Source organism: Amycolatopsis sp. NBRC 101858, from assembly GCF_030269325.1.
Lineage (GTDB): Bacteria > Actinomycetota > Actinomycetes > Mycobacteriales > Pseudonocardiaceae > Amycolatopsis > Amycolatopsis ponsaeliensis.
This window is the reverse complement of sequence record NZ_BSTD01000001.1, coordinates 1,893,229-1,919,071: the sequence shown is the minus strand read 5'-3', so window position 1 is coordinate 1,919,071 and position 25,843 is coordinate 1,893,229. Positions and strand designations below refer to the sequence as shown.

Sequence of the window (25,843 nt, the reverse complement as noted above, 5' to 3'; positions counted from 1 at the left end):
TCGGGGTCCGGAGGTATGTTTCCCGGGTGGAGCAGCCCAAGGAGTTCGTCTTCGACATCCCCGTCGGCGCCGGGGTGGCCACCCGCGCCAACGCCGACGGGCCGCCCGCCGTCCCCAAGGACGCGGCCACCGTGATCCTGGTCCGGGACGGCGCCGACGGCGTCGAGATCTTCCTGCAGCACCGGGTCAAGGGCATGCCGTTCGCGGGCGGGATGACCGTCTTCCCGGGCGGCGGGGTCGACCGGCGCGACGCCGACGCGTCGGTGGCGTGGGCCGGTCCGGAGCCGTCGTGGTGGGCAGCGCGCTTCGGCTGTGACGACGCCCTGGCCCGGGCGCTGACCTGCGCGGCGGTGCGCGAGACGTTCGAAGAGTCCGGCGTGCTGCTCGCGGGCAGCGCGGACGCGGTGCTCGTCGACGTCGCGCCGTACGCGGCCGCCCGCCAGGCCCTGGAGACGCGCGAAGTCTCGCTCGCCGGGTTCCTCGCCGACGCCGGGCTGACGCTGCGAGCCGACCTGCTGCGGCCGTGGGCGCACTGGATCACCCCCGAGCAGGAGCCGCGCCGCTACGACACCCGGTTCTACGTCGCGAAGCTGCCCGAAGGCCAGGAGGCCGACGGCGCGACGTCGGAGGCGTCGAGCTCCGGCTGGCAACGCCCCGAGGACGCCATCGCCGACGCGCGCGAAGGCCGCCGGATGCTGATGCCGCCGACCTGGCTGACGCTGAGCGAGCTGGCGGAGTTCGCCACCACCGACGACGTCCTGAACGCGAACCGCGAGATCGTCCGGATCGCCCCGACGCTGATCCGTGAGAACGACCACGTCCGCGTCGTGCTGGAGAAGCGATGAGCGCCCCCGCGTACGGCGTGCTGCGCCGGGTGTCCGAGACGGCTTCGGTGCTGCTGGAGAACAACCCGTCGTCGATGACGCTGGAAGGCACCAACAGCTGGGTGCTGCGGGCGACGCCGTCGAGCCCGGCGGTCGTCGTCGACCCGGGCTACCGCGACCTCGAGCACCTCGAGCTGCTGGCCGGCGTCGGCGAGGTCGAGCTGATCCTGCTGACGCACTTCCACCCCGACCACGCCGAGGGTGCGCCGTGGTTCGCCGAGCGCGCCGGCGCGCCGGTGCGGGCCTTCGACCCCGCGTTGTGCCTCAATGCTTCGTCCTTTGTGGACGGTGACGTCATCTCGGCCGGGGGGCTCTCGATCCGGGTGCTGCACACGCCGGGGCACACCGACGACTCGGTGTCGCTGGTGCTCGACGGCCAGGTGCTGACCGGCGACACCATCCTCGGGCGCGGCACCACGGTGCTGCACGACCTCGGTGACTACCTGCGCTCGCTGCGGAAGCTGATCGAGCTCCCGGCGGGCACGCTCGGGCTGCCGGGCCACGGTCCAGAGCTCCCCGATCTGCCCGCGACCGCCCGTGAGTACCTTGCCCATCGGGAACAGCGGCTCGACCAGGTGCGTTCGGCTCTGAAGACACTCGGCGCGGACGCTACGCCGCGCCAGGTCGTCGAGGTCGTGTACGCCGACGTCGACCGGGCGCTGTGGGCGCCGGCCGAGCTGAGCGTGCAGGCGCAACTGGACTACTTGCGGTCGGAGGAACAGGGATGAGCAACGTCGAGGTCGAGTTCTACTGGCGGCCGGGGTGCGGGTTCTGCGCCGCACTGCACCGCCCGCTGTCGAAGAGCGGCTTCAACGTCCGCGAAATCAACATCTGGGAGGACCCGTCCGCGGCCGCGCGCGTGCGCGAGGTCGCGAACGGGAACGAAACGGTCCCGACCGTGATCGTCGGGTCGACCGCCATGGTCAACCCCTCCTTCGCCGAGGTCGAAGCCGCGGTCAAGGCCGCATCGGCCTGATCGCCTCCCACGTCGGGCTGGGCCGCTTTCCGTGCAGGAAGGCGGCCCAGACTTCGCGTAGCCCGGTTTCCGCTTCGAGGCCCTTCGGCACGCCCTTGAGCATCGGCGCGTCCCAGACGTCGTGGGTGCCGAAGAGGAACGGGATGTCGATGCAGTGGCAGGCCCGGAACGGGTTTCCCGGTGCTTCCCAGTCGAAGCGGTAGGCGACGGCGTCGAGTTTCTCGGCCAGCCGGTCGCCGACGAAGAAGCTGTTCGCGGCATCGACTGTTTCTTGCGGCGCGTCGGGGACGAACGCGCGTAGCTCCTCTTTCGTCCAGCTGATGAGCGCCGGGCCTTCGGGTGCCGCTTCGATGAGGTCCTGCGCGACGAGGTCGTCGTCGGCGACCAGCTGGAACGGCGGTTCGAGGGAGCCGGGCTTCGCCGTCTTGGCCGCCACTCTGAGCTGGGCTTCGAGGATTCGCTCCACCGGCGCCGTGCGGATGTCGTCGCCGAGTTCTTGTTGTAACAGCAAGGTGTTCTGGTTCGCCTCGTCCCATGTGGACGGTGGCATGCCGACTGGTGCGCTCTGCAAGGCGATGCGCCTGACGAGGCCACGGGCGCGCGGCGCCGACCACAGGGCGAGCGTCGACTGCGCGCCGGCGGACTGCCCGCCGAGGGTGACGTCGGCGGGATTCCCGCCGAACGCGGCGATGTTGTCGCGGACCCATTCCAGGGCCGCGAGCTGGTCGGCGAGGCCGAGGTTGGGCGGGACGCCGTCGAGGGCGGCGAAGCCGAGGGCGCCGAGGCGGTAGTTGAGCGTCACGACGACGGCGTCGGCTTCGCGGGCCAGGCGCGTGCCGGTGTACCAGACCTGGCCGCCGGAACCGCTGGAGAACCCGCCACCGTGGATCCACACCAGCACCGGGCGGCTCCCGGTGGTCGACGGCGTGAAGACGTTGAGGGACAGGCAGTCCTCGCTCTGTGGCAGGGGCATCGGCCCGAGGGCGTGCTCCAGCCGTGACGGCGGTTGCGGCGCCGCGGGACCGGGTCCCAGCGCGTCCCGGACGCCGGTCCACGGCTTCGGCGGCTGGGGTGCTTCGAAGCGTTTCGCTGTGGCGTAAGGGATTCCCCGGAAGGAGCCTTCGTCCCCGCGGACCCGTCCGGTGGTGGTTTCGACGATCATCGTGCCTCCTCGAAGTACAGTGCGGCGCCTTCGGCGTCTTCGGCGCGGACGAAGAAGCCGTTCCCGCGGGTCGTGGCCGGGACGTGCTCCTCGACCAGCTTCCGCGCTTTCCCCAGATCGGCAACCACGACGCCGTGGGCCGCGAAGTACGGCAGTGCTTTCGGGGTCTCGCCCGGCAGGACGGTGTCGAGGTCGCTGACGCCGACGATGTCGACAAGTCGCTGTCCGTTGGTGATCACGGCGTAGCGTTTCCGGTAGGCCTCGATTTCGCCGTCGGGGACGACCAGGACGATCCCGGCGACGCCGCGGGCACCGTTGGGGTGGTCGAGGTAGCGCGGCTGGTGGACGTACTCCGGGGTGAGGTGCTCGGCGGTGTGGAGGATGCCCTCGGGCGTCCGGTCCCGGCGGATGTGGACGCTGCGGAAGCGCGCGGTGCGGGTGCCTTCGGGCAGTTCGACGTCGCGTTGCAGCTTCAGGACGCCCGACGTCGAGAGGCCGGCTTCGCTGAGCCTTTGCGACGCCTCTTCGGAGTCGTCGACGCCGAAGGAGCAGCCGTGGAGGCCGTCGCCGCGGGCGTCCAGGATCGGCAGCACCCGCCAGGGGTCGCCGGCGGCTTCGTCGACGATGCCGATGAGCTCGAGGAAGGAGTCGCCGAAGTAGGCGCAGCGGTTCGCGGTGCAACTCGGGACGGGTTCGCTCTGGTCGCTGGCCGCCGCGAAGTGCCGGGAGGGCGGGCTGAGCGTGAAGCCGAGCTGTTCGTAGCGCTGCCAGGTTTCGTCGTAGTTCCTGGTCACGAAGACGGTGTGGTCGATGTTCATGCCATCAGCGTGGAGTTCGTCTTCCTTTTCTTCCGCCTGCGCGCGGATTGTGCGCGGAATCCGACACTGCTTAGTCTTGGGTGGTGGAATCCGGCCTGCTCGACGACCTCGACCGCAGTTTGGCGCACGCGCTGCAGCTGGACGGGCGGGCATCGTTCAGCACGATCGCGTCGGTGCTGGGCGTCTCGGACCAGACGGTGGCGCGCCGGTACCGGAAGCTGCGGTCGTCCGGGGTGCTGCGGGTGGTGGGCGTGCCGGAGGCGGCGCCCTTGGGGCAGGTCCATTGGCTGGTGAGGCTGCGCTGCGTCCCGGACGCGGCGGCGGCGATCGCGGCGGGCCTGGCCCGGCGGCCGGACACCCAGTGGGTGAGCCTGATGTCGGGTGGGACGGAGATCGCGTGCTTCATCCGGGCACCGCTGCGCGAGGAGACGGACGGGCTGTTGCTGGGGCAGCTGCCGCGGACCCCGCGGGTGGTGTCGATGACGGCGTACCGGCTGTTGCGCCGCTTCGCGGGCGGGCCGGCCGGGTGGTCGGGTCGTTCCAGCGCTTTGTCGGATGCGCAGGTCGCCGCACTGCGCCGTTCTCCTAGCGGCGCTGTTTACCACCCGGAACCCGGCGATCTCGCTCTCTTCACCGCACTGGCCCGGGACGGCCGAGCCGACATGTCGACATTGTCGGCGGCCTCGGGCCGGTCGGAGTCGACGGTCCGCCGTCGCCTGTCGGCGCTGTGCGCGTCGGGAGCGTTGTACTTCGACGTGGAGGTGGACGCGGCCCTGCTGGGCTACCCGTTGACGGCCACGCTCTGGCTGACGGTGGCGCCCTCGGCCTTGGAATCGACGGGCCGAGCGTTGGCAAGGCACCCCCAGGTGGCCTTCGCGGCGGCAACAACGGGCCCGGCAAACCTGGTGGCGAACGTAGGCTGCCGCGACGACGCGGCACTGTATGCGTATTTGGCGGACGACCTGGGCGGGCTGGCAGGAGTCCAGCAGGTGGAGACGGCCCCGATGATCCGAACGCTGAAACGCTTCGGCACCGTGGCGCCGGTGTAGCAGGATCGCGGCGACCGGCGACTCACGTCCTGTGGACGACGAGCGCGCGATCGACTTCATCCTGAACGGCGAGCAGCATCGACTGAGCCGCGCCCAGGTCCTGAGCGCGGCGGCCCTAGGCGGCCCGGAGCCGATCCGCACCCACTGGGTCTCGATCGGTGACCAGCGATGGCCGCCGAGACAGCTCTTCGAGCGAGCGCTCGGGGTGTCGCGCACGGAGTTCATTTCGCACACCGCGATCCGGCACCTCCGCCGGCTCGGCTTCCCGACCAGCCCGCTTCCGCAGGAGTCCGATGTTCAGCATGAGTTCTCGGATGCGGCACCGGGGGCAGCCTTCGCGTCCCTCGTCGATTTTCTGACGGTCGAAGACTTGACCACTCGCATCCGTCGCATGGAACAGCGGCTGGAGGGAGCCCAGCTCAGGAATGTCGATGGCTTGAACGGCGGCATGACCGACGAGCTGCTTCAGGCCGCGCTGCTGGTTCGGCAGCACGCCGGCCGCGTCAACGACCTCATCCACGCGGCGACGATCGTCCGGGCTCTGCCGAAGATCCTCGAACCGGGCGAGTACATCGTCCGGCGCCCATCGCTGGCCTCGGGGAACGACCCGGATCGCCCGTTCGACCTCGAGACCGACCGCCGGGTGGCCGAGTTCAAAACGGCCCGGTGGAAGGGCGCCGACACGATGCGCAAACGCTTGCTAGTCGCCGACCTGGCCGGCCTGGTCCTCAAGCACGGTGACCGTCGCGCCGAGCTGTACGTGTTCGGCCGTCTGCCCCTCGACTTCCTGCGGACCAGCACCTCGACGGTCGAGTGGATGCTCGGTCGCTCGGCACCGAATCTGCGAGAGGCCTACAAGCAGCGTTTCGGGAGCGCGGAAATGACCGTGCGCGAATTCACGGCCGGGCCGGCAGCCGAAGTCGCTCTCCGGGACCTGACCGAGATCATCGGCTGAGCATCGGCATCAGGTAATACGTCAGCTCCACCTCCCCGGGCTCCGCGGCCCGCAGGATGCACGCCCGCATCCCCGGCTGGATCGACAGCACCACGCGCTCGCCGGTGAATGCCTGCAACGCGTCCAGCAGGTACCTCGCCTGGAACGACGGGGATGTCCGGCCGCCGCTGACGTCGGCCTTCAGCGTCTCCTCCGCCTCGCCCGTGTCCTGGCGGGCGCTCGCCAAGCGGACCTGCGCGTCTCCGACCTCCAGCGTCAGGACTCGCCTGTCCTCGGCGTACACCCCGACGCGGCGGACCGCTGCCGCCAATGCGTCCGCATCGAGGGTCACCGTGGTGTCGACCGCGGCCGACGGGATCGAGTCCTCCGAGAGGAACCCCGCGTCGAGGACCGCCGTGCCGACCAGGCCTCCCTGCCAGCTCAGGCCGAAGCGGCCCGGGCCCGCGTGCAGGCCCACCACGCCCTTCGCCTGGCGGGCCGCCTCGGTCAGCAGCGTTGCCGGGACCAGGACGTCCAGCGAGCCCGGTGTGCGCAACGGCAGGCGGGTCACCGCCATCCGGTAGCGGTCGGACGCGGTCAGCGTCAGGCGCTCGGCTGCCTGGACGCGGACGCCGGTGAACAGGGGCAGCGGGTCGTCCTTGGACGCCGTTCCCGCGACGATCCGCAGCGCCGACGCGAACGTCGTACCGTCCACTTCGGACACTCGCGGTGGCTCGGGCGCCGGCGGGCCGGCTTCGGCGGAAAGCAGGGGGAGCGCGAACCGGGCGTTGTCGAGCCGCAGGGCCAGGCGGCTGCCTTCGACGACCAGGCGCACCAGGTCGGTGTCGAGCATCTTCAGCGTCTCGGCGAGCGGCGCCGCGGGGACGGCGACCGCACCGTCGGTGTGGGTGGTCGCCGGGCAGTCGAACCGGACGGCAAGATCCGAATCGCTCCCGGCGACGGTCAAGCCCGCCCGAGTCCGCCCGCAACCGCAGGCCGACGCGGGCGGGCAGCAGCCGCGAAGCAGCGGAGACGGCCGCCGAGAGGCGGTGGGCAGGCGCGGTGACGTCCATGCCTCGCAAGCTAGCGGCGGGCACCGACAGAAATCGCGCCGGAGGCCGCTGATCAGCGTAAATCGGGTTGAGCATCCCGGGCTGCGAGCCGTCTGCCGCTCAACCGGCTGCGGCAGACCTCCCAACCGCGCCGGACCTACCGGCCCGCGCCGACCAGCTCCGAAGCCGTCGCTGCCAGCCGGGGCTCCCGGACCGTCCCCCGCAGCAGCCAAACCGCCACCGCGAGCACCAACCCGGCCACACTCGCCGCCAAAAACGCCATCGACGGCCCCGCATGCTCCACCACGTACCCGCTGATCGACTGCCCGGCAGCCAACCCCAGCGTCACCGCCGTGAGCACCCAGCCGAACGCCTCCGCCGCCGTCCCGGCCGGGGCCACCAGCTCGATCGCCGACGAGTGCGCCGTCGACTGGGGCGTGATCAACGCCCCCGCCAGCAGCATCATCAGTGCCAGGCCCCACAGCGACGACGGCCACGCGAGCAGCGCCACCAGCGCCCCGAACGCGCCGAGCAGGGCCGGCAACCGCAGGCCCATGCGGCGGGGCCACGGGCGCAGGCTGTACGCCACGCCGAACGCCACCGAACTCAACGACCACGCCGAAAGCAGCAACCCGCCGAACGACGGGGAGCCCGCCTCGGTCGCCGACGCCGGGACCGCCACCTCGACGAACCCGATCACCACGCCGAAACCCAGCGCGGCCAGCGCCAGCGTCCGCATGCCCGGGCTCGCCAGCGCGCCCAGCAGCGAACCGCCGGATCCCGGGGAAGCCCGCCACGCCCGCACCGCCGGGCTCAGCGCGAACATCACCGCGCCGGTGAACTGCAGCGCCACGCCCAGCACCAGCCCGGTGCCCGCCCACGGCGCCAGCACCAGCAGCCCGGCCACGCCCGGACCCAGGATGAAGAACACCTCCATGCTGATCGCCTCGTACGAGAACGCCGCGTTGCGCGCGCCACCCGGCGGGAGCAGGCGGGCCCACAGCGCCCGGGACGCCGAGCCGACCATCGGTTCCGACAGGCCGGTCAGGAAACCGAACGCGACCAGCAGGGTCGTGGGCGCGTGGGACTCGATCGCCGTCACCAGCGCGGTCATCGACAGCGCCAAGGTGACCGCGACGACGAGCAGGGGCCGCGTCGGGCCGAACCGGTCGATCAGCCGGCCCTGGATCACCGCGCCCACCGACACCCCGACGAGTGAACCGGCCGAGACGAGCCCGGCCGCGGCGAAAGAACCCGTCTCGCGCTGGACGTAGAGCAGCGCCGAGATGCCGATCATGGCGATGGGCAGGCGGGCGAGCACGGACGCGAAGGCAGGCCGCCGGGCCGCGCGGGTCGTCAGCGCGCTGCGGTAGTCGGCCAGGGACGTACGACCTTCGGAGTGGGACACGAGTACCAGTATGCCGCAGAGTGGTACGTGAGTACCACTTATTTGACGGTCAGGTGCCTCACCGGCAGACTGGAAGTGGATCAGGTGAGGTCTCGATCAGGTAACACTCACGATATTCTCCGTGGACTCGTGCAACAAAACAGCGGGCATGGCGTCCTTGAGAGTGAATGGCCTTGAATTCGTGGGTATGGGCCGTGATGGTTGAACAACAGCAGAGAACCCAGCTCCCTCCGGCATATGGGTCGGGGCCTGGCCCGGAGGGCGGGGAGCGCGGATCGTCGGGGGATGGTCCGCGCGACAAACGAAGAGCCGGTGCGCCACGTCGGGGGTGGCGCCCGGCTCTTTGTTTTTGATCAAAAGACCAACGAAGAAGGCCCCCTCACCCAGGTGAGGGGGCCTTCTTCGTGAGAAGACTCAGCGGGCGCGGCGAGCCAGCCGCTCCGGGTCCAGGATCAGCACGCTCTTGCCCTCGAGCCGCAGCCAGCCGCGGTGGGCGAAGTCGGCGAGCGCCTTGTTGACGGTCTCGCGCGAAGCGCCGACGTACTGGGCGATCTCTTCTTGCGTCAGGTCGTGCGTGACCCGCAGCAGGCCCGCCTCCTGGCTGCCGAACCGCTGGGCGAGCTGCAGCAGCGCCCGCGCCACGCGCCCGGGGACGTCGGTGAAGATCAGTTCCGCGACCATGTTGTTCGTCCGGCGCAGGCGGCGCGCGACCACGCGCAGCAGCTGCTCGGCGATCTCCGGGCGGGTCGAGATCCACTGCCGCAGGGCCGGGCGGTCCATGGTGACCGCGCGGACCTCGGTGACGGTGGTCGCGCTCGACGTCCGGGGGCCGGGGTCGAAGATGGACAGCTCGCCGAACATGTCGGACGGGCCGAAGATGCCCAGCAGGTTCTCGCGGCCGTCCGGGGACTTGCGGCCGATCTTCACCTTGCCGGACTGGATGATGTACAGCTTGTCGCCGGGTTCACCCTCGTTGAAGATGACATGGCCGCGGGGGAACTCCACGGATTCCAAGGTCTGGGCCAGCGCCTCCGCCGCTGCCGGCTCCACACCCTGGAAAATGCCCGCACGGGCCAGGGTTTCATCCACCTCGGGTGCCTCCTCGTCGAGAAACGTTCACGCACCTCCGTGGCTGGAAGTGCGTGACGCCGATCACTTGCGCGTCAGTCTAGGGCGTACTCGCGAGATCGCCTGCCGGACGCGCGCGCCCGCCAGATGATCTCGTTCGAACGTGGAGCCTAACTCCGCACGCGTCGCGCGCGTAGCCTGGCCGCCCGTCCGCCCAGCCTACGCAGCCGGAACAGCTCCAGCGCGCGGCCGATGCCGTGCCCGTAGAGCGCCCTGACCTCGTTGGGCTGCGCCTGCTCGAGGAACTCTTCGACCTCGTTTTCCTGCACCGCGACGTGCTTGAGCCTGCTTTCCACGCGCTCCATGAAGAGCGCGAAGAACATGATCACCAGGGGGACCAGGATGACGAACCAGACGGTCATGACCGGACCCCAAAAGTATCGGTGGGAAGCATCTACTCCAGATCCTCGCTCATGGCGGCCGGAAACTGCGCCGAGGTGGTGCTCTGGCGTGTCGGTCGTCCACCGGTGCACTGACCGGCTCGTCCGACGGCGCCCGTAGGCTATCGGGGTGCCACCTGCCACCACGAACGCCCCCCGTGAGGGCGCTGGTGAAAGCCGGTTAGCTCTGGTGAGACGCGCCAGGCGGATGAAGCGTTGCCTCGACGACGTGTATCCGGACGCCCACTGCGAGCTCGACTTCACCACTCCGCTGGAACTGCTCGTCGCGGTCGTGCTGTCCGCGCAAACCACCGACGTCCGGGTGAACCTGGTCACGCCCGCGCTGTTCAAGCGCTACCCGACCGCCGCCGACTACGCGGGCGCCGACCGCACCGAGCTGGAGGAGTACCTCCGCAGCACCGGCTTCTACCGGGCCAAGGCGAACTCCGTGATGGGCCTCGGCGCGGCGCTGGTCGAGCGCTTCGACGGCGAGGTCCCCGGCAAGCTCGACGACCTCGTCACGCTGCCCGGCGTCGGCCGCAAGACCGCCAACGTCGTGCTCGGGAACGCCTTCGACGTCCCGGGCATCACCGTCGACACCCACTTCGGCCGGCTGGTCCGGCGCTGGGGCTGGACGGCCGAGGAGGACCCGGTCAAGGTCGAGCACGCGGTCGGCGAGCTGATCCCCCGCAAGGAGTGGACGATGCTCTCGCACCGGGTGATCTTCCACGGCCGGCGCGTCTGCCACGCCAAGAAGCCCGCCTGCGGTGCCTGCCCGCTGGCCAAGGACTGCCCGTCGTACGGCACCGGCCCGACCGGGTTCGAAGAAGCCGCGAAGCTGGTCAAAGGCGTTGAAAAGGACCACATCCTGGCGCTGGCGGCGCCCCGGTGACGACCGTCACCAAATGGGCGCTGGCCGCCGCCGTGCTGGCGGTGGCGCTCATCGTCGCGCTGCTGCCCCGCGGGGGTGACGACAGCGCCGCGAAGCCGACCGGAGATTCCGGAGCCCTGGCGCCGGCCCGGTCCGCGGCGGCGCTCCAGCCGTGCCCCGCGGCCGGTCCCGCGCAGCCGGTGAAGCAGCTCGAAGGCGTCGAGGCGGACTGCCTCGGCGACGGCGCGAGCGTCGACGTCGGCAAGGCCCTCGCCGGGGCTCCGGTGCTGGTCAACGTGTGGGCGTCCTGGTGCCAGCCGTGCCGGGCCGAGCTGCCGGTGCTCCAGGAGTACGCGAAGCAGCCGGGTGCCGCGCGCGTGCTCGGCGTCCAGGTCCAGAGCCCGGCGGAGGACGGCTTGAACCTCCTCGCCGAGCTGGGCGTGCACCTACCGTCGGTGTTCGACGGCGACGGGCCGAGCGGGCCCGTCCGGACGGCGCTGAAGGTGCCTTCGTCACTGCCGGCGTCCTACCTGGTCACCGCCGCGGGCGAGGTGCGGTTCATCGCGAATCCACGCACCTTCGGGAACACTGACCAGGTGCGCGCGGCAGTCGAGGGAGCATCGTGATCGGACCACTGGTCGAGCCGGAGTCGGTGCCCGAGTGGCTCCGGCCGCTGGTCAAGGTGAGTGCCGAGGTCGACTCGAAGACGTTCACGCGGTTCAGCCCGCCCGAGGCCGCCTACACGCGCGCCGCGGCCGTGCTCATCCTCTTCGGCGAGCGCGAAGCCGACGGCGAGCCCGACGTCCTGCTGCAACGCCGGGCCGACACGCTGGGCTCGCACGCCGGGCAGGTCGCGTTCCCCGGCGGCGGCGCCGAGGACGGCGACGGCGGCCCGGTCGGCACCGCGCTGCGCGAGGCCGAAGAAGAAACCGGCGTGGTCCCGTCCGGCGTCCGCCCGGTCGCGGTGCTGCCGGAGCTGTTCGTCCCGGTGTCCGGCTTCGCCGTGACGCCGGTGCTGGCGCACTGGGCCGAGCCGTCCCCGGTGCACGCGGTCGACCCGGCCGAGACGGCGTCCGTCGCGCGCGTCGCGATCGCCGACCTGGTCGACCCGGCCAACCGGTTCATGATCCAGAAGGCCGGCATGCCGTGGAAGGGCCCGGCCTTCGAGGTCGGCGGCCTGTTCGTCTGGGGGTTCACCGCCGGGTTGCTGTCCGTCCTGCTCGGCCTGGGAGGCTGGGAGCGCGAATGGGACACCGGCGACGTCCGGGATCTCGACGAGGCGCTGGCGGCCTTCCGGGCACGCCTGACAGGCGGGGAGTGACGACGTGAACTGGGTCGATGTGCTGGTCTTGCTGCTGGCCGTGCTGGCGGCGGTGTCCGGCGCATACCAGGGGGTGATCGTCGCGCTGCCGTCGCTGGTCGGCGTGGTGCTCGGCGCGCTCGCCGGGATCAAGCTCGCGCCGGTCGTCGTCTCGTTCTTCGACGACCCGGTGTGGAAGGTCGCCTTCGCCGTCGCGACTGTCGTGTTCCTGGTCGCCTTCGGCGAGGCGCTCGGCGTGTACGTGGGGCGCCGGCTGCGCCAGAAGATCAACCCGGACAAGCTGTCCGGCGTCGACAAGACGCTCGGCGCGGTCGTGCAGGCCCTCGTCGTCTTCATCGTGGCGTGGCTGATCGCGACGCCGCTGACGACCGTGTCCGGCCTGCCCGGATTGGCCAAGGCGATCAACGGCTCGGTGGTGCTCGGCAAGGTCAACGACGCCATGCCGGAAGCCGCGCAGGGCTTCCCGAGCCAGCTGCGCAAGCTGCTCGACGCGTCCGGCTTCCCGTCGATAGTCGACCCGTTCCAGAAGGCCCCGACGGCCGACACCTCGCCGCCGGACCCGGCGCTGCAGAGCAGCGCGACCGTCCAGCAGCTGCACGGCAGCGTCGTCAAGATCCGCGGCAGCGCCAGCTCGTGCTCGCGGTCCCTGGAGGGCAGCGGGTTCGTGATCTCGCCGCAGCGGGTGATGACGAACGCGCACGTCGTGGCCGGCACCGACACCGTCGGCATCGAGACGACGGAGGGCGACTACCCGGCGCGCGTCGTCTACTTCAACCCCGAGGTCGACATCGCGGTGCTCGCCGTGCCGCGGCTGCGGGCCCCGGCGCTGCGGTTCGCGGCGGAAACCGCCACCGCGGGCGACAGCGCGATCGTGCTCGGCTACCCGCTCGACGGCCCGTACCGGGCGACGCCGGCCCGCGTGCGCGGCCGGATCAACCTGCGCGGCCCGGACATCTACGACGCCAGCACCGTGCAGCGGGACGTCTTCACGGTCCGCGCGGAGATCCGCAGCGGCAACTCCGGCGGCCCGATGGTGACCCCGGACGGCCAGGTCATCGGCGTCGTGTTCGGGGCGGCGGTCGAGGACCCGGAGACGGGCTTCACGCTCACGGCCGAGCAGGTGCGGGCCGAGGTCGACGCGGCGCCGTCGCAGTCGACGAACGTGTCCACCGGCTCCTGCGCGGCCTAACGCCCGTAGCGCAGCGCGAGGCCGTCCAGCAGCGCCCGCAGGCCCGATTCGAAGATGTCGTCCAGGACGAGGTCGTAGCCGGTCTCGGACAGCTCGGCGAGCATCTTGGCGAACGTCGGGTGCCCGGCCGCCATCGCCAGCACGGCCGGCCCCTGGTGGTCCATCCAGTCCTCTTCGGTCAGCCCGGACGCCGCCAGCGCGCTCTGCTCGCGCTCCAGGTGGACCGCCATCCCCTGGATGTGGCCGAAGAACAGGACGTGCAGGTCGCACAGCGTCGCCGCGTCGACGTCCAGTTCGGACAGCGCCGACAGCGCCCATTCGCCGTGCGTGGCGAGGTTGCGCAGCGGAAGTGGCCTGGTGATCGGCCCGAGCTGCGCCAGCCACGGGTGCCGCCGGAAGAGCGACCAGAGCGTGCGGCCGCCGAGCGTCAGCCGGTCACGCCAGTCGCCGGACGGCTTCGCCGGGTAGCCGCGTTCGCCGAACGCGGCGTCGGCCATGAGCAGCACCAGCTCGTCCTTGCCCCGCACGTACCGGTACGGCGCCATCGCCGCGACGCCGAGACGGGCGGCGACCCCGCGCATGGACAGCGCGCCGAGCCCCTCGGTGTCGGCGATGGCGATCGCCGTCCGCACGATCCGCTCGCGGGTCAGCCCCCGCTGGGTGCCACGGCGTTCCCGGCCGCTGACGACCGTGCCGGACCGTGGTTCGGCGTGCACCAGCCCTTCCTGGTTCAGCAGCGTCAACGCCTTCGCCGCGGTCGCCATCGCGACGCCGTGGTCGGTCGCGAGCCGCCGGGTCGAGGGAACCCGCGCGCCCGGTGAGAGCTCGCCGCGCGTGATCCGGCCCCGCAGTTCTTCGGCGATGGCCAGGTACTTCACGGCTGCCTCCTGTACTAGGACAGATACCCATCTGTGCTAGCACAGATTTTGCTGGTGAACTGCTGGAACTCCAGAGTGATGGCAAGAAGTGTACGACTCTGGAGGCACGAAATGCGCAACGTCCTGATCTCGGGGGCCGGCGTCGCCGGCGGGACCCTCGCGTGGTTTTTGGCGCGCGCCGGCTGGGAGGTGACCGTGGTGGAGCGGGCGTCCGGCCCGCGGACCGGCGGCCAGGCGATCGACGTGCGCGGCGTCGCGCTCGACGTCGTCGACCGGATGGGCCTGGGCGAGCGGATGCGTGCGCTGCGCACCCGGATGCGCGGGATGTCGATGGTGGACGGTGCCGGGCAGGAGCTGTTCCGGTCCGAGGAGTTCACCTACAGCAGCGGCCGGCTCGACAGCGACGACTTCGAGATCCTGCGCGACGACGTCGTCGCGATCCTGCACGAAGCGACCGACGTCGAGTACGTCTTCGGCGACTCGGTCACGGCGTTGACCGAAGAGCCGCACGGCGTGCGCGTCGAGTTCGAGCACGGCGGCTTCCGGACGTTCGACCTGGTCGTGGGCGCGGACGGCCTGCACTCGGCGGTGCGGCGGCTGGCCTTCGGGCCGGAGGAGGAGTTCGTCCGCCACCTCGGCCAGTACCTGGCGATCTTCCCGGCGCCGAACTTCCTGGGCCTCGAGGACTGGCAGGTCTGGTTCCGGCACGAGGAGACCGGCGGGGCGATCTACCCGGTCCGGGACAACACCGAGCTGCGCGTGACCTTAGGTTTCGGCTCGGACCCGCTGCCCCGCCAGGACGTCGACGGGCAGAAGCGGCTCGTCGCCGAACGGCTGGGCGGGGTCGGCTGGGAGGTGCCGAAGCTGCTGGAGGCGATGGCCGCCGCGGACGTCTTCTACTTCGACGCGATGGCGCAGATCCACCTGGACCGCTGGTCGGCCGGCCGGGTCGTGCTGCTCGGCGACGCCGCTTACTGCGCGTCGGCGCTCTCCGGCCAGGGGACGAGCCTCGCGCTGGTCGGCGCGTACGTCCTCGCCCAGGAGCTGGGCCGCGCGGAGCACGAAGCCGCGTTCGCCGCTTATGAGAGCCGGATGCGGCCCTTCGTCGAGCTCAACCAGGCGCTGGCCACGGAGAACCCGACGGGCGGTCCGGCAGAGGAGTCGGTCGAGCGGGCGAAGAACGCCATCGACCTCACTTGAGGAAGTCCACCAGGGCCGCCGACGTGCGGTCCGGCGCCTCGAGGTGCGGGAAGTGCCCGACGCCCGGCCAGAGCTCCGGCTCGGCGTGCGGGCCCGCCCAGCGCACGGACGACGTCGCCGTCTCGGGGAGGATGCAGGGGTCGTCGGCGCCGTGCAGCTGCAGCGTCGGCGCGGTGATCCGGCCGCCGACGGCCTCGGTGAACCGGCGGCCTTCGCCGCGGAACTGCGCGCGGAACGCCCAGCGGTAGTACTCGAGCGCGCTGTGCGCGACCCCGGGCACGAGCATCGCGTGCCGGAACTCCTCGACGCTGTCGGCGAAGTCCGAAGTGGACCGCCATCGGCTCCCGGCCCAGCCGCCGAAGAGATCCGCGACGGCCTGGGCGTCGTCCTTCACGAGCCACTTCTCCGGCGCCATCGGCACCTGGAAGCGGAAGAGGTGCCCGGCCGCCCGTCCTTGGCCACGCCACGGGCGGGCGGCCCCGGACCGCAGCGCGAGCGGGTGGGCGGCGCCGATCGCCGTCACCGACGACACGAGCCGGGGGTGCAGGGACGCGACCGTCCACGCGAGCATGCCGCCCCACGCGTGGCCGACGAGGTGCGCCCGGCGGGCGCCGAGTGACTTGATCAGGCCGCCGACGTCCCCGGCGAGCGTCCACGCGTCGTAGCCGCGCGGCGGCTTGTCCGAGTCGCCGTAGCCGCGCAGGTCGACGGCGACCGCGCGGAATCCCGCGTCGGCCAGGGCCCGCAGCTGGTGGTGCCAGGTCCACCAGAACTCGGCGAACCCGTGCAGCAGCACCACGACGGGCCCCTCGCCGAGCTCGGCGACGTGCAGCCGGATGCCGTTCGCGGACACGTCGCGATGAGCCCACGGGCCGTCGAGCCGGACGCTCGACGGGTCGGGGGACGCGGGCACCGCCTCAGTCGCGGGTGGTGGTCAGGTCGGCGTCGGGCGCCTTCTGCGGCTTCAGCGCGGCGGCGGTCTCCTTGACGCTGGCGATCGTCCGCTCCGGTGCCTTGAACTTCTTCACCTTGCGGTAGCCGAGGAACCCGGCCGCGCCCGCGACCAGCAGCATCACGGCGAACACGATGCCGAACGCGCCCCAGCGGTGCAGCGACCGGAACCAGTCCGCGAAGCCTTCGGCGAGGAAGAAAAAGAAGAAGAACGAGCTGTACAGGAGGACGGTCAGCGCGATCAGGAAGTAGACGGCCCCCTTGAGGCCCTTCTTCACCTCGCCGACCAGCTCGGACTTCGCGAGCTCCATCTCGGCCCGGACCAGGGTCGAGATGTGCTGGGTCGCGTCGCCGACGAGCCTGCCGAGCGACTGGTCGCCGGGGACGTCGGAGTCGGAGGACAGCGGGAGGTAAGGCACGGCCCCCACGCCGTCGGGGCCGGTGCGTTCGTGCTTGGGGCTGCTCACCGGGTCATCGTGCCATGTGTCCCGAAACCGGGCGCGGCGGCGTAGCCGAGTGTCGTGGATCAATCCCTCTCGGCGTGCACCCGGCTCCGCTTCAGCAGCATCGCCGCCGCCAGCAGGGAAGCCAGCGCGGACGCGATCAGCACCGCCGCCTTGGCCAGCTCGCTCGCCTCCGTCGGCAGGGCCAGGTCGGCGATCAGCAGGCTGACCGTGAACCCGACCCCGCCGAGCACGGACAACGCGGCCATGTCCCGCCAGCCCATCCCGCGTGGTTTCTCGGCTAGCTCGAGCCGGACCGCCAGGAGGCTCGCCCCGAAGATCCCGACGACCTTGCCGCCGAGCAGCCCGGCGAGAATCGCGAGCGGCAACGCCGTCGTGAACACCGCGCCCAGCGCGTCGCCGCTGACCGAGATGCCCGCCGCGAACAGCGCGAACACCGGCACGGCGACGGCGGCCGACCACGGCTGGAGCCGGTGTTCCAAGCGCAGCGCCGGAGCCTCGGCCTCGCCTTCGTCGGCGCGGACGCGGGTGAGCAGGCCCAGCGCGACGCCGGCGATCGTCGCGTGGATGCCCGCCGAGTGCACCGCGACCCAGGTGACCAGCGCGAGCGGCACGTACAGCCACGGCGTCCGGACGCGGCGGTGCTGCAGGAAGGCGTACAGCGCCAGCGCCACGACGGCGACGGCCACCGCGACCAGGTCGAAGCCGGTCGTGAACAGCACGGCGATGACGACGATCGCGCCGAGGTCGTCCACGACGGCCAGCGACAGCAGGAACACCCGCGCGCTCGAGGGCAGGTTCGAGGCGGTCAGGGCCAGCACGCCGAGGGCGAACGCGATGTCCGTGGCGACCGGGATCGCCCAGGCCCGCTCGATGCCCGGCGTTCCCCAGCCGACGCTCAGCGCGACGAGCGCGGGCACCACCATGCCGCCGAGCGCGGCCACGATCGGCAGCACGGCCTGCTTGAACCGGGACAGCTCGCCGATGACGAGCTCGCGCTTGAGCTCCAGCCCGGCGACGAAGAAGAAGAGCGCGAGCAGGCCGTCCTTCGCCCAGTCACCGATCGTGAGGTTCAGGTGGAGGAGCTCCGGGCCGAGCCGGAAGTCGCGCACCGCGTGGTAGCTGTCCCGCAGTGGCGAATTCGCCCAGATCAGGGCAACGGCGGTGGCCGCCAGCAGGATGAGCCCGCCGGTGGTTTCGGTGCGCAGGTAGCGCGCGAACTCGGTCAACGGGCGGGACACGGGCAGCTCCTGGGGTCGCTGGTCACTGTTGCCGACCAGGCTTCCCGGCGCACCTTGGTGAAATTTTAACGTCTCTTTGTCACGGACCGTTATGGCGACCGCCACACCGGGTGCCGGTGGTGGGTCACACGGTGTGCTCATAGCATGCCAAGCGACAACGAAGTCCGAGACAAAGGAAGACAGAGTTGTGAGCACCTCTACCGAGGTCCAGCAGGACACGAGGTTCTTCGGGCACCCACGAGGGCTGGCGAACCTCTTCGGCGTGGAGATGTGGGAGCGCTTCTCCTACTACGGGATGCTCGGCATCCTGCCGATCTACCTCTACTACAAGGTCGAACAGGGTGGCCTGGGCCTGGCGCAGGAGTCCGCGCTCGGCATCGTCGGCGCGTACGGCGGCCTGGTCTACCTCTCCGCCGTCATCGGCGCCTGGGTCGCCGACCGGCTGCTCGGCTCCGAACGCACGCTGTTCTACAGCGCCGTGCTGATCATGATCGGCCACATCAGCCTGGCGCTGCTGCCGGGCCTGGGCGGCATCGGCGTCGGCCTGGTCTGCGTCGCCGTCGGCAGTGGCGGGCTGAAGTCCAACGCGACGGCGATCGTCGGCACGCTCTACGCCGAAGGCGACGAGCGGCGCGACGCCGGCTTCACGATCTTCTACATGGGCGTCAACCTCGGCGGCTTCGTCGGGCCGCTGCTGACCGGGCTCGCGCAGACGGAGGTCGGCTTCCACCTCGGCTTCGGCCTCGCCGCGATCGGCATGGCGCTCGGCCTGATCCAGTACACGGTCGGCCGCAAGAACCTCGGCGACAAGGCCAAGGAGGTGCCGAACCCGCTGCCGTCGTCGCAGCGCGCGCTCGCGGTCGGCGCCGCCCTCCTGCTGGTCGCCGCGATCGTGGTGCTGGTGCTGACCGGCGTCGTCAACCCGGGCAACCTCGCCGACGTCGTCGTGTGGGTGGTCGGCGTGATCTCGGTGATCTACTTCCTCGTCATCCTGACCAGCAGCAAGATCACCGGCGACGAGCGCAGCCGGGTGTTCTCGTTCATCCCGATGTTCATCGCCAGCGCGGTGTTCTTCTCGCTCTACCAGCAGCAGTTCACGGTCGTCGCGGCCTACACCGACCAGCGGCTGAACCGGAGCCTGTTCGGCTGGGAGCTGCCGGTGTCCTGGGTCAACTCGATCAACCCGGTGTTCATCATCGTGTTCGCCCCGGTGCTGGCGGCCCTGTGGACGAAGCTCGGCGAGCGCCAGCCGTCGACGCCGATGAAGTTCGTCCTCGGGACGGTGCTGATGGGCGCGGCGTTCCTGCTGTTCCTGCCGATGGTGGGCAGCGGCAAGAACGCGAGCCCGATGCTCGCGATGGTCGGCATCCTGTTCGTCTTCACGATCGCCGAGCTGTGCCTCTCCCCGGTCGGGCTGTCGCTCTCGACGAAGCTCGCACCCGAGGCGTTCCGGACGCAGATGGTCGCGCTGAACTTCCTGTCGATCTCGTTCGGCACGGCGATGTCCGGCAAGCTCGCCGAGTACTACTCGGTCGACGACGAAGCGCCGTACTTCAGCACGGTCGGCGGGGTCGCGATCGGCGTCGGCATCCTGCTGTTCCTGGGCATCCCCTTCATCCGCAAGCTGATGAAGGGCGTGCACTAGCCCACGGTGACGCCGAAGATCACCCCGACGAAGTAGGTCACCACCATGGTGAGGGCGCCGACGCCGACGTTGCGGAGGATCGCGCGCCCCACGTTCGCGTCGCCGAGCCTCGCGCTGACCCACCCGGTCAGCGTGAGGCCGACGACGACCGCGGCCGCGCACGCCCACACCCGCAGGGAGACGCCGGCCCAGGCGATGGACAGGATCGGCAGCAGCGCGCCGACCGAGAACGCCAGCAGGGACGCCCAGGCCGCCTGCCACGGGCTCGTCAGGTTGTCCGGGTCGATGCCGAGCTCGGCTTCCGCGTGCGCGTGCAGGGCGTCCTTTTCGGTCAGTTCACGAGCGACCTGGGCGGCCAGGTCGGGCGAAAGGCCCTTTTCCTCGTAAATCCCCGCCAGCTCGCGCTCCTCGGCCTCCGGCATCGTCTTGAGCTCCTGCTTTTCCAGCCGGAGCAAGGCCTGTTCGGTGTCGCGCTGGGTGCTCACGGAGACGTATTCCCCGCCGGCCATGGAAAACGCGCCGGCGACGAGCCCGGCGATTCCCGCGGTGAGGATCGTGGTGCTTTCGGTGGTCGCGCCGGCGACGCCGACGACGATCCCGGCGACGGACACGATCCCGTCGTTCGCCCCGAGAACCCCGGCCCGCAGCCAGTTCAGCTTCCCGCCCACGTCCTGGTGCGGTTCGTGCGCGGCGTGCTCCACGGCGTCACCGTCAATCGTTTCGGTCACCGGACCAGTGAAACACGAACGGAGAATCGTGGCGAGACCTCCGATTTGGGTCAGGTTCGCCTAATTAACGCGTGCCTAACCTAAGCGAGTCCTGTGTGGACTCAGCGGTTCTGGGTCATCATGGGCGGCATGGACGAGCAAGTGTGGCAGCCGCTGAAGACGGTGGAGGGCCTGCCGCTCCGGGGCGGCGAGGGCCGCTTCCGGCTGCTGGAGACGGCCGAGAGCGGCCTGGCGTACCTGATCCACTACCCGGCCGGCGTGGCGTCCCCGACCCATGCGCACGACCACGACTCGATCGTCTACGTCCTGTCGGGCAAGCTGCGCGGCGCGGTGGACGGCGCCGAGGCGGTGCTGGAGCCGGGGGATTCGGTGCTGCACCCGCGCGGGGTGGACCACCACGTGGAGGCCCTGACGGACTCGATGTGGGTCGAGTTCAAGTCACCCCTGCCCGGGCGCCCCCCGATCGCCTGAGTCGACCCTCCAGGTACGCGAGCCGACTGTCCGGGTACGCGAGCCGACCCTGGAAAGCGGAAACGCCCGGCCCCGCTCGAGGCGGAACCGGGCGTCTCCTGGGATGAAGCTCAGGCGTCCAGCTCGGCGAGGGCCTGCTTGGCCTTCTCGAGCTCGGCTTCGAGCGCGGCGACCTTCGCGGCCTGCGCTTCGCGGGCCTGGTTGATCACCTCGTCGATCGGGCCGGACAGGTCGGAGTGCAGCTCCTTCGCCGCGCGCGACACCGCGGCGGCGGGGATCTCCAGGCCCTTCGCGACCCACTTCGAGCCGTTCTTCAGCTCGGCCTGCCACTCGCCATCGGCGGTGCCGGTGACGGTCAGGATCAGCTCGACCGTGCGGGTCTTCTTCGCCGTCGACGCGGTCGCCGCACCCTTCGGGCGGCCACGCTTCGGCTTGGGGGCCTCTTCGGCGGCGGGCTCGGCGGGAGCCGAGTCGTCCGAAGCGGCCGGGGACGCGGACTCGGTGACGGTCGTCGCCTCGGCGGCGGGAACGTCGGTGGCCGGCGCCTCGGTGGTCGCCGGAGCTTCGGCCGTTTCCTCGTCGTGCGTCAGGACATCCACGGTCATCGTCGTGTCGTCTCCTTGCCCGGGAAGGGGGTGTGGTTCGCGGCACAGTGTAGAACATGCGTTCGAAGTGCGCCGCTCGGGGGGTTCATGAAAGAGCCCTCCCGGCGCGAAGCCGGAAGGGCTCTGACAAGAGGAACGCTAGCTCACTCCTCGGACTTGCCCGACTTCAGGCCCGACGAGATCAGGTCCATCACCGACGAGTCGGCCAGCGTGGTGACGTCGCCGACCTGCCGGTTCTCCGCGACGTCACGCAGCAGGCGGCGCATGATCTTGCCCGAGCGCGTCTTCGGCAGCTCCGGCACGACCATGATCTGCCGCGGCTTCGCGATCGGCCCGATCTCCTTCGCGACGTGGTTGCGCAGCGCCTGGATGGCCTCCTCGCCGCCGTCGACGGCGTTGCCGCGCAGGATGACGAACGCGACGATGCCCTGGCCGGTCGTCGGGTCGGTCGCGCCGACGACCGCGGCCTCGGCCACCGTCGGGTGCGAAACCAGCGCCGACTCGACCTCGGTCGTCGAAATGCGGTGGCCGGACACGTTCATCACGTCGTCGACGCGGCCGAGCAGCCAGACGTCACCGTCGTTGTCGTACTTCGCGCCGTCGCCGGCGAAGTAGAAGCCCTGGTCCTTGAACCGCGACCAGTAGGTGTCCCGGAAGCGCTCCTCGTCGCCCCAGACGCCGCGCAGCATCGACGGCCACGGCTTGTCGAGCACCAGGTACCCGCCGCCGCCGTGGGCGACCTCGGTGCCGGTGTCGTCGACGACCTTCGCGGAGATGCCCGGCAGCGCCTTCTGCGCGGAACCCGGCTTGGTCGAGGTGACGCCGGGCAGCGGCGAGATCATGATCGCGCCGGTCTCGGTCTGCCACCACGTGTCGACGATCGGCGCCTTGCCCGCGCCGATGTTCTCGCGGTACCAGATCCACGCCTCGGGGTTGATCGGCTCGCCGACCGAGCCCAGCACCCGCAGCGACGAGAGGTCGTACTTCTCCGGGATTTCCGCGCCCCACTTCATGAACGTGCGGATCAGCGTCGGGGCGGTGTAGTAGAGGGAGACCTTGTACTTCTGGACGATCTCCCAGTGCCGGCCCTCGTGCGGGGTGTTCGGCGTGCCTTCGTAGACGACCTGCGTGACGCGGTTGGCGAGCGGGCCGTAGACGATGTAGCTGTGGCCGGTGATCCAGCCGATGTCGGCGGTGCACCAGTAGACGTCTTCGCCGGCCTTGTGGTCGAAGACGTTGTGGTGCGTGTACGCCGTCTGCGTCAGGTAGCCGCCGGAGGTGTGCAGGATGCCCTTGGGCTTCCCGGTCGTCCCAGACGTGTAGAGGATGAACAGCGGGTGCTCGCTGTCGAAGGCTTCGGGAGTGTGCTCTTCGGACTGTCCGTCGACGAGCTCGTGCCACCAGAGGTCGCGGCCGTCGGTCCACGGGACGTCGCCCTCGAGCTGGTCGCCCGTGCGCTGCACGACGATGACCTTTTCGACGGTCTCGGCGCCTTCGAGCGCTTCGTCGACATTGGCCTTCATCGGCGCGGCCTTGCCGCGGCGGAACTGGCCGTCGGAGGTGATCACGATCTTCGCGGCGGCGTCGTCGACGCGGGCCCGCAGCGCCGTCGGCGAGAAGCCGCCGAAGACGACGTTGTGCAGCGCGCCGATCCGCGCGCACGCGAGCATCGCGAAGATGGCCTCGGGAACCATCTGCAGCTGGATCGCGACGACGTCGCCGGCGGTGACGCCCAGCGACGTGAGTGCGTTGGCGGCCTTGGAAACCTCGGTCTTCAGCTCGGCGTAGGTGATGTCCCGCGTGTCACCCGGCTCGCCGACCCAGTGGATCGCGACCTGGTCGCCGTGCCCGGACTCGACGTGCCGGTCGACGCAGTTGTACGCGACGTTCAGCTTGCCGCCGACGAACCACTTCGCGAAGGGCGCATTGGTCCAGTCCAGTACCGTGGTCCACTTCGTGTCCCACGTCAGCCGCTCCGCCTGCTTGGCCCAGAACGCTTCGCGATCGGCGTCCGCCTCGGCGTAGAGATCGGCCTTCGCATTGGCCTGGCCAGCGAATTCGTCACTGGGCGGGAACGTGCGGCTCTCGGTGAGCAGGTTGTCCAGTGCGGGGGACTGCTCGGTCATGGTTGCAAGGCCTCCTGTAGTGCGCCGACATGACGGCTAGCGGCACGCTAGCGACGTTAGTCCGCCTTGTAAAAGGTTGCACCCACGTTGCCCTGTCGTTTCACCGAGCCAGGCGAGGCCCGGTGACTAAGCGTTCGTTCAGCCGCGCCTTCGCCGCCGGCCACTCCGGTGCCAGCATCGAATAGGTGACGGTGTCGCGCGACGAGCCGTCCGGCCGGATCCGGTGCGCGCGCAGCACGCCCTCGCGAAGCGCGCCAAGCCGTTCGATGGCGCGTTGCGAGCGCAGGTTGCGGATGTCGGTCTCCCAGCAGACCCGTTGCGCGTCAAGGGTTTCGAACGCGTGGGTGAGCAGCAGCAGCTTCGACTCGGTGTTCAGCCCGGTGCGCTGCCAGTCCGCGCCGATCCACGTGTGCCCGATCGAGAGGATCCGGTGCTTCTCGACGACCTGGTAGTACGACGTCGTCCCGGCGACGCGGCCGGATGAGACGTCGATCTGCGCGAAGGGCCGCCGGTCGGGGTCGGCGAGCGCGTCTTCGACCATCCGCTCGGCCGCGGGAAGATCCCCCGGCTGCCGGATGCTCAGCCACGCCCAGATGCCCGGGTCGGCGCCGGCCTCGAACAGGCCCTTGGCGTGCTCGGCCGTCAGCGGCTCCAGGCGGACGTGCTTGCCGGACAGGGTCGGTCGGGTGCTCCAGTCGCTCACGTGACCACCGTAAACTCGATATTGGCTTTCCCTGATAGCCAATTTTCGAGCATTTCCAAAGTCCACTTCGGCGTTGCCTATGCTCGGCTGACCACGACGAAGGGGCGAGATCGATGGCCGAAGAGCGGGAAGAGCTGAGCTGGGAGCTGTTCGGCACGGCGAGCCGTGAACTGGCTCACACCATCGCCGACGACGGCTTCGCGCCGGACCTCATCCTGTCCATCGCGCGCGGCGGGCTGTTCGTCGCCGGCGCGCTCGGCTACGCGCTCGACGTGAAGAACCTGCACGTGATGAACGTCGAGTTCTACACCGGCGTCGACCAGCGCCTCGACCTCCCGGTGATGCTGCCGCCGGTGCCCAACGTCGTCGACCTGACGAGCAAGAAGGTGCTGATCGCCGACGACGTCGCCGACACCGGCGCCACGCTCAAGCTGGTGCGCGACTTCTGCGTCGAGCACGTCGCCGAGGTGCGCTCGGCCGTCGTCTACGAAAAGCCGCACTCCACGGTCAAGTGCGAGTACGTCTGGCGGCACACCGACCGCTGGATCAACTTCCCGTGGTCGGTGCTGCCGCCCGTGGTCTCCCGCGAAGGCCAGGTCCTCGATGCCTGATCCGCTCAAGCCGCTCCTCGACCTCGAAGGCGTCGCGGCGGCCGCGAAGTCCGCGCAGGACGCGGTGTTCGCGGTCCACCGCCTCCCCGCCAACCTCCGCGGCGGCGCGGCGACGGCGGCCGAAGCGTCGGTCCGCGCGGCGCGCGCGTCGGCCGGTATCGAAGGCGCGAACCCGGAACTGCCCGCCGACGGCGCGGTCGACGACCCGATCCTCGCCGGCTCGCTCCGGGTCGCGGAGACGTTGGAGACGCTGCTCCCGACGTGGCGCCGGGCACCGATGCAGGCACTGGCGCGCTTGCACGTCCTGGCCGCGGCGGACCTCGTCGCGGACCCGGATGCGTTGGGGCGCCCGCATTCCGGCGGCGGCCGCCTGGAAATGCTCGCTCAGCTGGTGACGGGCGCGACGTCCGTGCCGGGCCCGGTTTTGACGGCGGTCGTGCACGGGGAACTGTTGGCGCTCAAGCCTTTCGGCAGCGCGGACGGCGTCGTGGCTCGCGCGGCCGCCCGGCTGACGATGGTCGCGACGGGCTTGGATCCAAAGGCCTTGAGCATTCCCGAAGTCGCGTTCTTCCGTCGCGTGCCGCGTTATCTCGAAGCGGCTGAAGGATTTGCGAGCGGGGAGCCCGAGGGCGTACGCGCTTGGCTGCTCTTCTGCTGCGAAGCGTTCGAAGCGGGGGCGCGCGAAGCGAAGAGCATTTCCGACGCGGCTTCTTAAGACAGAACGGCGTTCAGCAGGCCGGGAAACCGCGCCTGCAGGTCGTCACGCCGAAGCACGATCCACCGCCGGCGGCCTTCGACGGTCGTCGTGGTCAAGCCGGCTTCGCGCAGCACGCGCCAGTGGTGCGACAGCGTCGCGGCCGTGATGTCGACGTCGTACTCCTCGAGCGCGCAGCTGCGCGGCTCGGTCTCCTGAGCCAGTTCGCGGACGATCTCGAGGCGCACGGGATCGGCCAAGGCCTGCAGCACCGTCACGATCTCGATTGCTTCGCTCGCCGGCTGGGGCAGCGTCCGGGCCACCGCGGCCTCCCAACAGTTGGATCGTTTGACA

General features: G+C 70.5%; 28 protein-coding genes and 1 pseudogene. 14 read left to right on the top strand and 15 right to left on the bottom strand.

Translation table 11 applies throughout. The features are described 5' to 3' along the window. Positions 1-26: 26 nt before the first annotated feature. The 3 genes from QSK39_RS09250 to QSK39_RS09240 are packed head-to-tail and all read left to right on the top strand — an operon-like array spanning position 27 to position 1,860. Positions 27-845 (top strand): NUDIX hydrolase, encoded by an 819-nt coding sequence (locus tag QSK39_RS09250; RefSeq protein ID WP_285477198.1) that lies wholly within the window; start codon positions 27-29, stop codon positions 843-845. Continuing rightward, positions 842-1,612: an MBL fold metallo-hydrolase gene (locus QSK39_RS09245; RefSeq protein ID WP_285477197.1), complete on the top strand. Its 771-nt coding sequence runs from the start codon at positions 842-844 to the stop codon at positions 1,610-1,612. Before QSK39_RS09250 ends, QSK39_RS09245 begins: the two co-directional genes overlap by 4 nt. Beyond that, positions 1,609-1,860, top strand: coding sequence for a glutaredoxin family protein (locus QSK39_RS09240; protein WP_284745146.1), 252 nt, complete (start codon positions 1,609-1,611; stop codon positions 1,858-1,860). Before QSK39_RS09245 ends, QSK39_RS09240 begins: the two co-directional genes overlap by 4 nt. Here QSK39_RS09240 and QSK39_RS09235 read toward each other — a convergent pair. Next, the gene (locus tag QSK39_RS09235; protein WP_285477196.1) at positions 1,841-3,022 is read right to left on the bottom strand and encodes a carboxylesterase family protein; all 1,182 of its coding nucleotides are present in this window, start codon (positions 3,020-3,022) and stop codon (positions 1,841-1,843) included. The genes QSK39_RS09240 and QSK39_RS09235 overlap by 20 nt on opposite strands. Beyond that, entirely contained in the window at positions 3,019-3,840 is an 822-nt protein-coding gene (locus tag QSK39_RS09230) for a VOC family protein (RefSeq protein WP_285477195.1), read from the bottom strand. Before QSK39_RS09230 ends, QSK39_RS09235 begins: the two co-directional genes overlap by 4 nt. A gap of 83 nt (positions 3,841-3,923) precedes the next feature. On the opposite strand from QSK39_RS09230, the gene QSK39_RS09225 reads away from it, so the two are divergent. Both QSK39_RS09225 and QSK39_RS09220 read left to right on the top strand, forming a co-directional pair. Beyond that, positions 3,924-4,889 carry an Lrp/AsnC family transcriptional regulator gene (locus tag QSK39_RS09225; protein WP_285477194.1) on the top strand — a complete coding sequence of 322 codons (966 nt, stop codon included), beginning with the start codon at positions 3,924-3,926 and terminating at the stop codon, positions 4,887-4,889. 31 nt (positions 4,890-4,920) lie between these two features. After that, positions 4,921-5,844, top strand: a complete 924-nt coding sequence (locus QSK39_RS09220) for a hypothetical protein (protein ID WP_285477193.1) — start codon at positions 4,921-4,923, stop codon at positions 5,842-5,844. Here the strand turns inward: QSK39_RS09220 and QSK39_RS09215 are convergent. From QSK39_RS09215 to QSK39_RS09200, 4 genes and pseudogenes are all read right to left on the bottom strand, one after another. Then, a pseudogene (locus QSK39_RS09215) lies at positions 5,834-6,896 on the bottom strand (DNA polymerase III subunit beta). The gene QSK39_RS09220 and the pseudogene QSK39_RS09215 sit on opposite strands and share 11 nt — an antisense overlap. Positions 6,897-7,032: 136 nt before the next feature. Next, the gene (locus QSK39_RS09210; RefSeq protein ID WP_502873252.1) at positions 7,033-8,283 is read right to left on the bottom strand and encodes an MFS transporter; all 1,251 of its coding nucleotides are present in this window, start codon (positions 8,281-8,283) and stop codon (positions 7,033-7,035) included. Between the two features lie 414 nt (positions 8,284-8,697). Beyond that, positions 8,698-9,372 (bottom strand): Crp/Fnr family transcriptional regulator, encoded by a 675-nt coding sequence (locus QSK39_RS09205; protein ID WP_003081747.1) that lies wholly within the window; start codon positions 9,370-9,372, stop codon positions 8,698-8,700. A gap of 149 nt (positions 9,373-9,521) precedes the next feature. Further along, positions 9,522-9,773, bottom strand: coding sequence for a hypothetical protein (locus tag QSK39_RS09200; protein ID WP_013230551.1), 252 nt, complete (start codon positions 9,771-9,773; stop codon positions 9,522-9,524). Positions 9,774-9,999: 226 nt separating this feature from the next. Between QSK39_RS09200 and nth the strand changes: the two genes are divergently transcribed. From nth to QSK39_RS09180, 4 genes are read left to right on the top strand one after another with little or no spacing between them, the layout of a single operon-like run. Then, positions 10,000-10,683: an endonuclease III gene (nth, locus tag QSK39_RS09195; RefSeq protein ID WP_285477976.1), complete on the top strand. Its 684-nt coding sequence runs from the start codon at positions 10,000-10,002 to the stop codon at positions 10,681-10,683. Beyond that, positions 10,680-11,288, top strand: a complete 609-nt coding sequence (locus QSK39_RS09190; RefSeq protein WP_285477192.1) for a TlpA family protein disulfide reductase — start codon at positions 10,680-10,682, stop codon at positions 11,286-11,288. The genes nth and QSK39_RS09190 overlap by 4 nt, the downstream gene beginning before the upstream one ends. Then, the gene (locus tag QSK39_RS09185) at positions 11,285-11,983 is read left to right on the top strand and encodes an NUDIX hydrolase (RefSeq protein ID WP_285477191.1); all 699 of its coding nucleotides are present in this window, start codon (positions 11,285-11,287) and stop codon (positions 11,981-11,983) included. The genes QSK39_RS09190 and QSK39_RS09185 overlap by 4 nt, the downstream gene beginning before the upstream one ends. A gap of 4 nt (positions 11,984-11,987) precedes the next feature. After that, positions 11,988-13,172: a MarP family serine protease gene (locus QSK39_RS09180; protein ID WP_285477190.1), complete on the top strand. Its 1,185-nt coding sequence runs from the start codon at positions 11,988-11,990 to the stop codon at positions 13,170-13,172. On the opposite strand, the gene QSK39_RS09175 is transcribed toward QSK39_RS09180, so the two are convergent. Beyond that, positions 13,169-14,050: a GntR family transcriptional regulator gene (locus QSK39_RS09175; protein WP_285477189.1), complete on the bottom strand. Its 882-nt coding sequence runs from the start codon at positions 14,048-14,050 to the stop codon at positions 13,169-13,171. The genes QSK39_RS09180 and QSK39_RS09175 overlap by 4 nt on opposite strands. A 111-nt stretch (positions 14,051-14,161) precedes the next feature. On the opposite strand from QSK39_RS09175, the gene QSK39_RS09170 reads away from it, so the two are divergent. Then, entirely contained in the window at positions 14,162-15,250 is a 1,089-nt protein-coding gene (locus QSK39_RS09170; protein ID WP_285477188.1) for an FAD-dependent monooxygenase, read from the top strand. Here QSK39_RS09170 and QSK39_RS09165 read toward each other — a convergent pair. The 3 genes from QSK39_RS09165 to nhaA are packed head-to-tail and all read right to left on the bottom strand — an operon-like array spanning position 15,243 to position 17,906. Next, complete coding sequence (locus QSK39_RS09165) at positions 15,243-16,163, bottom strand: alpha/beta fold hydrolase (RefSeq protein WP_285477187.1); 921 nt, start codon at positions 16,161-16,163, stop codon at positions 15,243-15,245. The two genes, QSK39_RS09170 and QSK39_RS09165, sit on opposite strands and share 8 nt — an antisense overlap. Before the next feature lie 4 nt (positions 16,164-16,167). Continuing rightward, positions 16,168-16,668: a phage holin family protein gene (locus tag QSK39_RS09160; RefSeq protein ID WP_285477186.1), complete on the bottom strand. Its 501-nt coding sequence runs from the start codon at positions 16,666-16,668 to the stop codon at positions 16,168-16,170. A gap of 59 nt (positions 16,669-16,727) precedes the next feature. Next, positions 16,728-17,906 (bottom strand): Na+/H+ antiporter NhaA, encoded by a 1,179-nt coding sequence (gene nhaA, locus QSK39_RS09155; RefSeq protein WP_285477185.1) that lies wholly within the window; start codon positions 17,904-17,906, stop codon positions 16,728-16,730. 187 nt (positions 17,907-18,093) lie between these two features. Between nhaA and QSK39_RS09150 the strand changes: the two genes are divergently transcribed. Continuing rightward, complete coding sequence (locus QSK39_RS09150; protein WP_285477184.1) at positions 18,094-19,551, top strand: peptide MFS transporter; 1,458 nt, start codon at positions 18,094-18,096, stop codon at positions 19,549-19,551. Here QSK39_RS09150 and QSK39_RS09145 read toward each other — a convergent pair. Continuing rightward, a complete protein-coding gene (locus tag QSK39_RS09145) occupies positions 19,548-20,279 on the bottom strand; it encodes a VIT1/CCC1 transporter family protein (RefSeq protein ID WP_285477183.1) in 732 nt (243 codons plus the stop codon). The two genes, QSK39_RS09150 and QSK39_RS09145, sit on opposite strands and share 4 nt — an antisense overlap. A gap of 129 nt (positions 20,280-20,408) precedes the next feature. Between QSK39_RS09145 and QSK39_RS09140 the strand changes: the two genes are divergently transcribed. Next, positions 20,409-20,750 (top strand): cupin domain-containing protein, encoded by a 342-nt coding sequence (locus QSK39_RS09140; RefSeq protein WP_285477182.1) that lies wholly within the window; start codon positions 20,409-20,411, stop codon positions 20,748-20,750. Positions 20,751-20,860: 110 nt separating this feature from the next. Here QSK39_RS09140 and QSK39_RS09135 read toward each other — a convergent pair whose 3' ends face one another. From QSK39_RS09135 to QSK39_RS09125, 3 genes are all read right to left on the bottom strand, one after another. After that, a complete protein-coding gene (locus tag QSK39_RS09135; protein ID WP_285477181.1) occupies positions 20,861-21,355 on the bottom strand; it encodes a DUF6319 family protein in 495 nt (164 codons plus the stop codon). A 143-nt stretch (positions 21,356-21,498) separates the two neighbouring features. After that, entirely contained in the window at positions 21,499-23,481 is a 1,983-nt protein-coding gene (gene acs, locus QSK39_RS09130; RefSeq protein ID WP_285477180.1) for an acetate--CoA ligase, read from the bottom strand. Positions 23,482-23,581: 100 nt separating this feature from the next. Next, positions 23,582-24,184, bottom strand: a complete 603-nt coding sequence (locus tag QSK39_RS09125) for a GNAT family N-acetyltransferase (RefSeq protein WP_285477179.1) — start codon at positions 24,182-24,184, stop codon at positions 23,582-23,584. Positions 24,185-24,297: 113 nt separating this feature from the next. On the opposite strand from QSK39_RS09125, the gene QSK39_RS09120 reads away from it, so the two are divergent. Next, on the top strand, positions 24,298-24,795 hold the full coding sequence (locus QSK39_RS09120; protein WP_285477178.1) for a phosphoribosyltransferase: 498 nt from the start codon (positions 24,298-24,300) through the stop codon (positions 24,793-24,795). Continuing rightward, complete coding sequence (locus QSK39_RS09115; RefSeq protein WP_285477177.1) at positions 24,788-25,510, top strand: Fic family protein; 723 nt, start codon at positions 24,788-24,790, stop codon at positions 25,508-25,510. The genes QSK39_RS09120 and QSK39_RS09115 overlap by 8 nt, the downstream gene beginning before the upstream one ends. Here QSK39_RS09115 and QSK39_RS09110 read toward each other — a convergent pair. Continuing rightward, positions 25,507-25,812: an ArsR/SmtB family transcription factor gene (locus QSK39_RS09110; protein ID WP_285477176.1), complete on the bottom strand. Its 306-nt coding sequence runs from the start codon at positions 25,810-25,812 to the stop codon at positions 25,507-25,509. The genes QSK39_RS09115 and QSK39_RS09110 overlap by 4 nt on opposite strands. Positions 25,813-25,843: the final 31 nt, after the last annotated feature.

Excerpts from the sequence above, each read along its gene's own strand:
- QSK39_RS09230 (WP_285477195.1), bottom strand. The coding sequence starts at position 3,840 with ATGAACATCGACCACACCGTCTTCGTGACCAGGAACTACGACGAAACC.
- QSK39_RS09245 (WP_285477197.1), top strand. The coding sequence starts at position 842 with ATGAGCGCCCCCGCGTACGGCGTGCTGCGCCGGGTGTCCGAGACGGCT.
- acs (WP_285477180.1), bottom strand. The coding sequence starts at position 23,481 with ATGACCGAGCAGTCCCCCGCACTGGACAACCTGCTCACCGAGAGCCGC.
- QSK39_RS09200 (WP_013230551.1), bottom strand. The coding sequence starts at position 9,773 with ATGACCGTCTGGTTCGTCATCCTGGTCCCCCTGGTGATCATGTTCTTC.
- QSK39_RS09170 (WP_285477188.1), top strand. The coding sequence starts at position 14,162 with ATGCGCAACGTCCTGATCTCGGGGGCCGGCGTCGCCGGCGGGACCCTC.
- nth (WP_285477976.1), top strand. The coding sequence starts at position 10,000 with ATGAAGCGTTGCCTCGACGACGTGTATCCGGACGCCCACTGCGAGCTC.
- QSK39_RS09135 (WP_285477181.1), bottom strand. The coding sequence starts at position 21,355 with ATGACCGTGGATGTCCTGACGCACGACGAGGAAACGGCCGAAGCTCCG.
- QSK39_RS09120 (WP_285477178.1), top strand. The coding sequence starts at position 24,298 with ATGGCCGAAGAGCGGGAAGAGCTGAGCTGGGAGCTGTTCGGCACGGCG.
- QSK39_RS09240 (WP_284745146.1), top strand. The coding sequence starts at position 1,609 with ATGAGCAACGTCGAGGTCGAGTTCTACTGGCGGCCGGGGTGCGGGTTC.
- QSK39_RS09235 (WP_285477196.1), bottom strand. The coding sequence starts at position 3,022 with ATGATCGTCGAAACCACCACCGGACGGGTCCGCGGGGACGAAGGCTCC.
- QSK39_RS09140 (WP_285477182.1), top strand. The coding sequence starts at position 20,409 with ATGGACGAGCAAGTGTGGCAGCCGCTGAAGACGGTGGAGGGCCTGCCG.
- QSK39_RS09115 (WP_285477177.1), top strand. The coding sequence starts at position 24,788 with ATGCCTGATCCGCTCAAGCCGCTCCTCGACCTCGAAGGCGTCGCGGCG.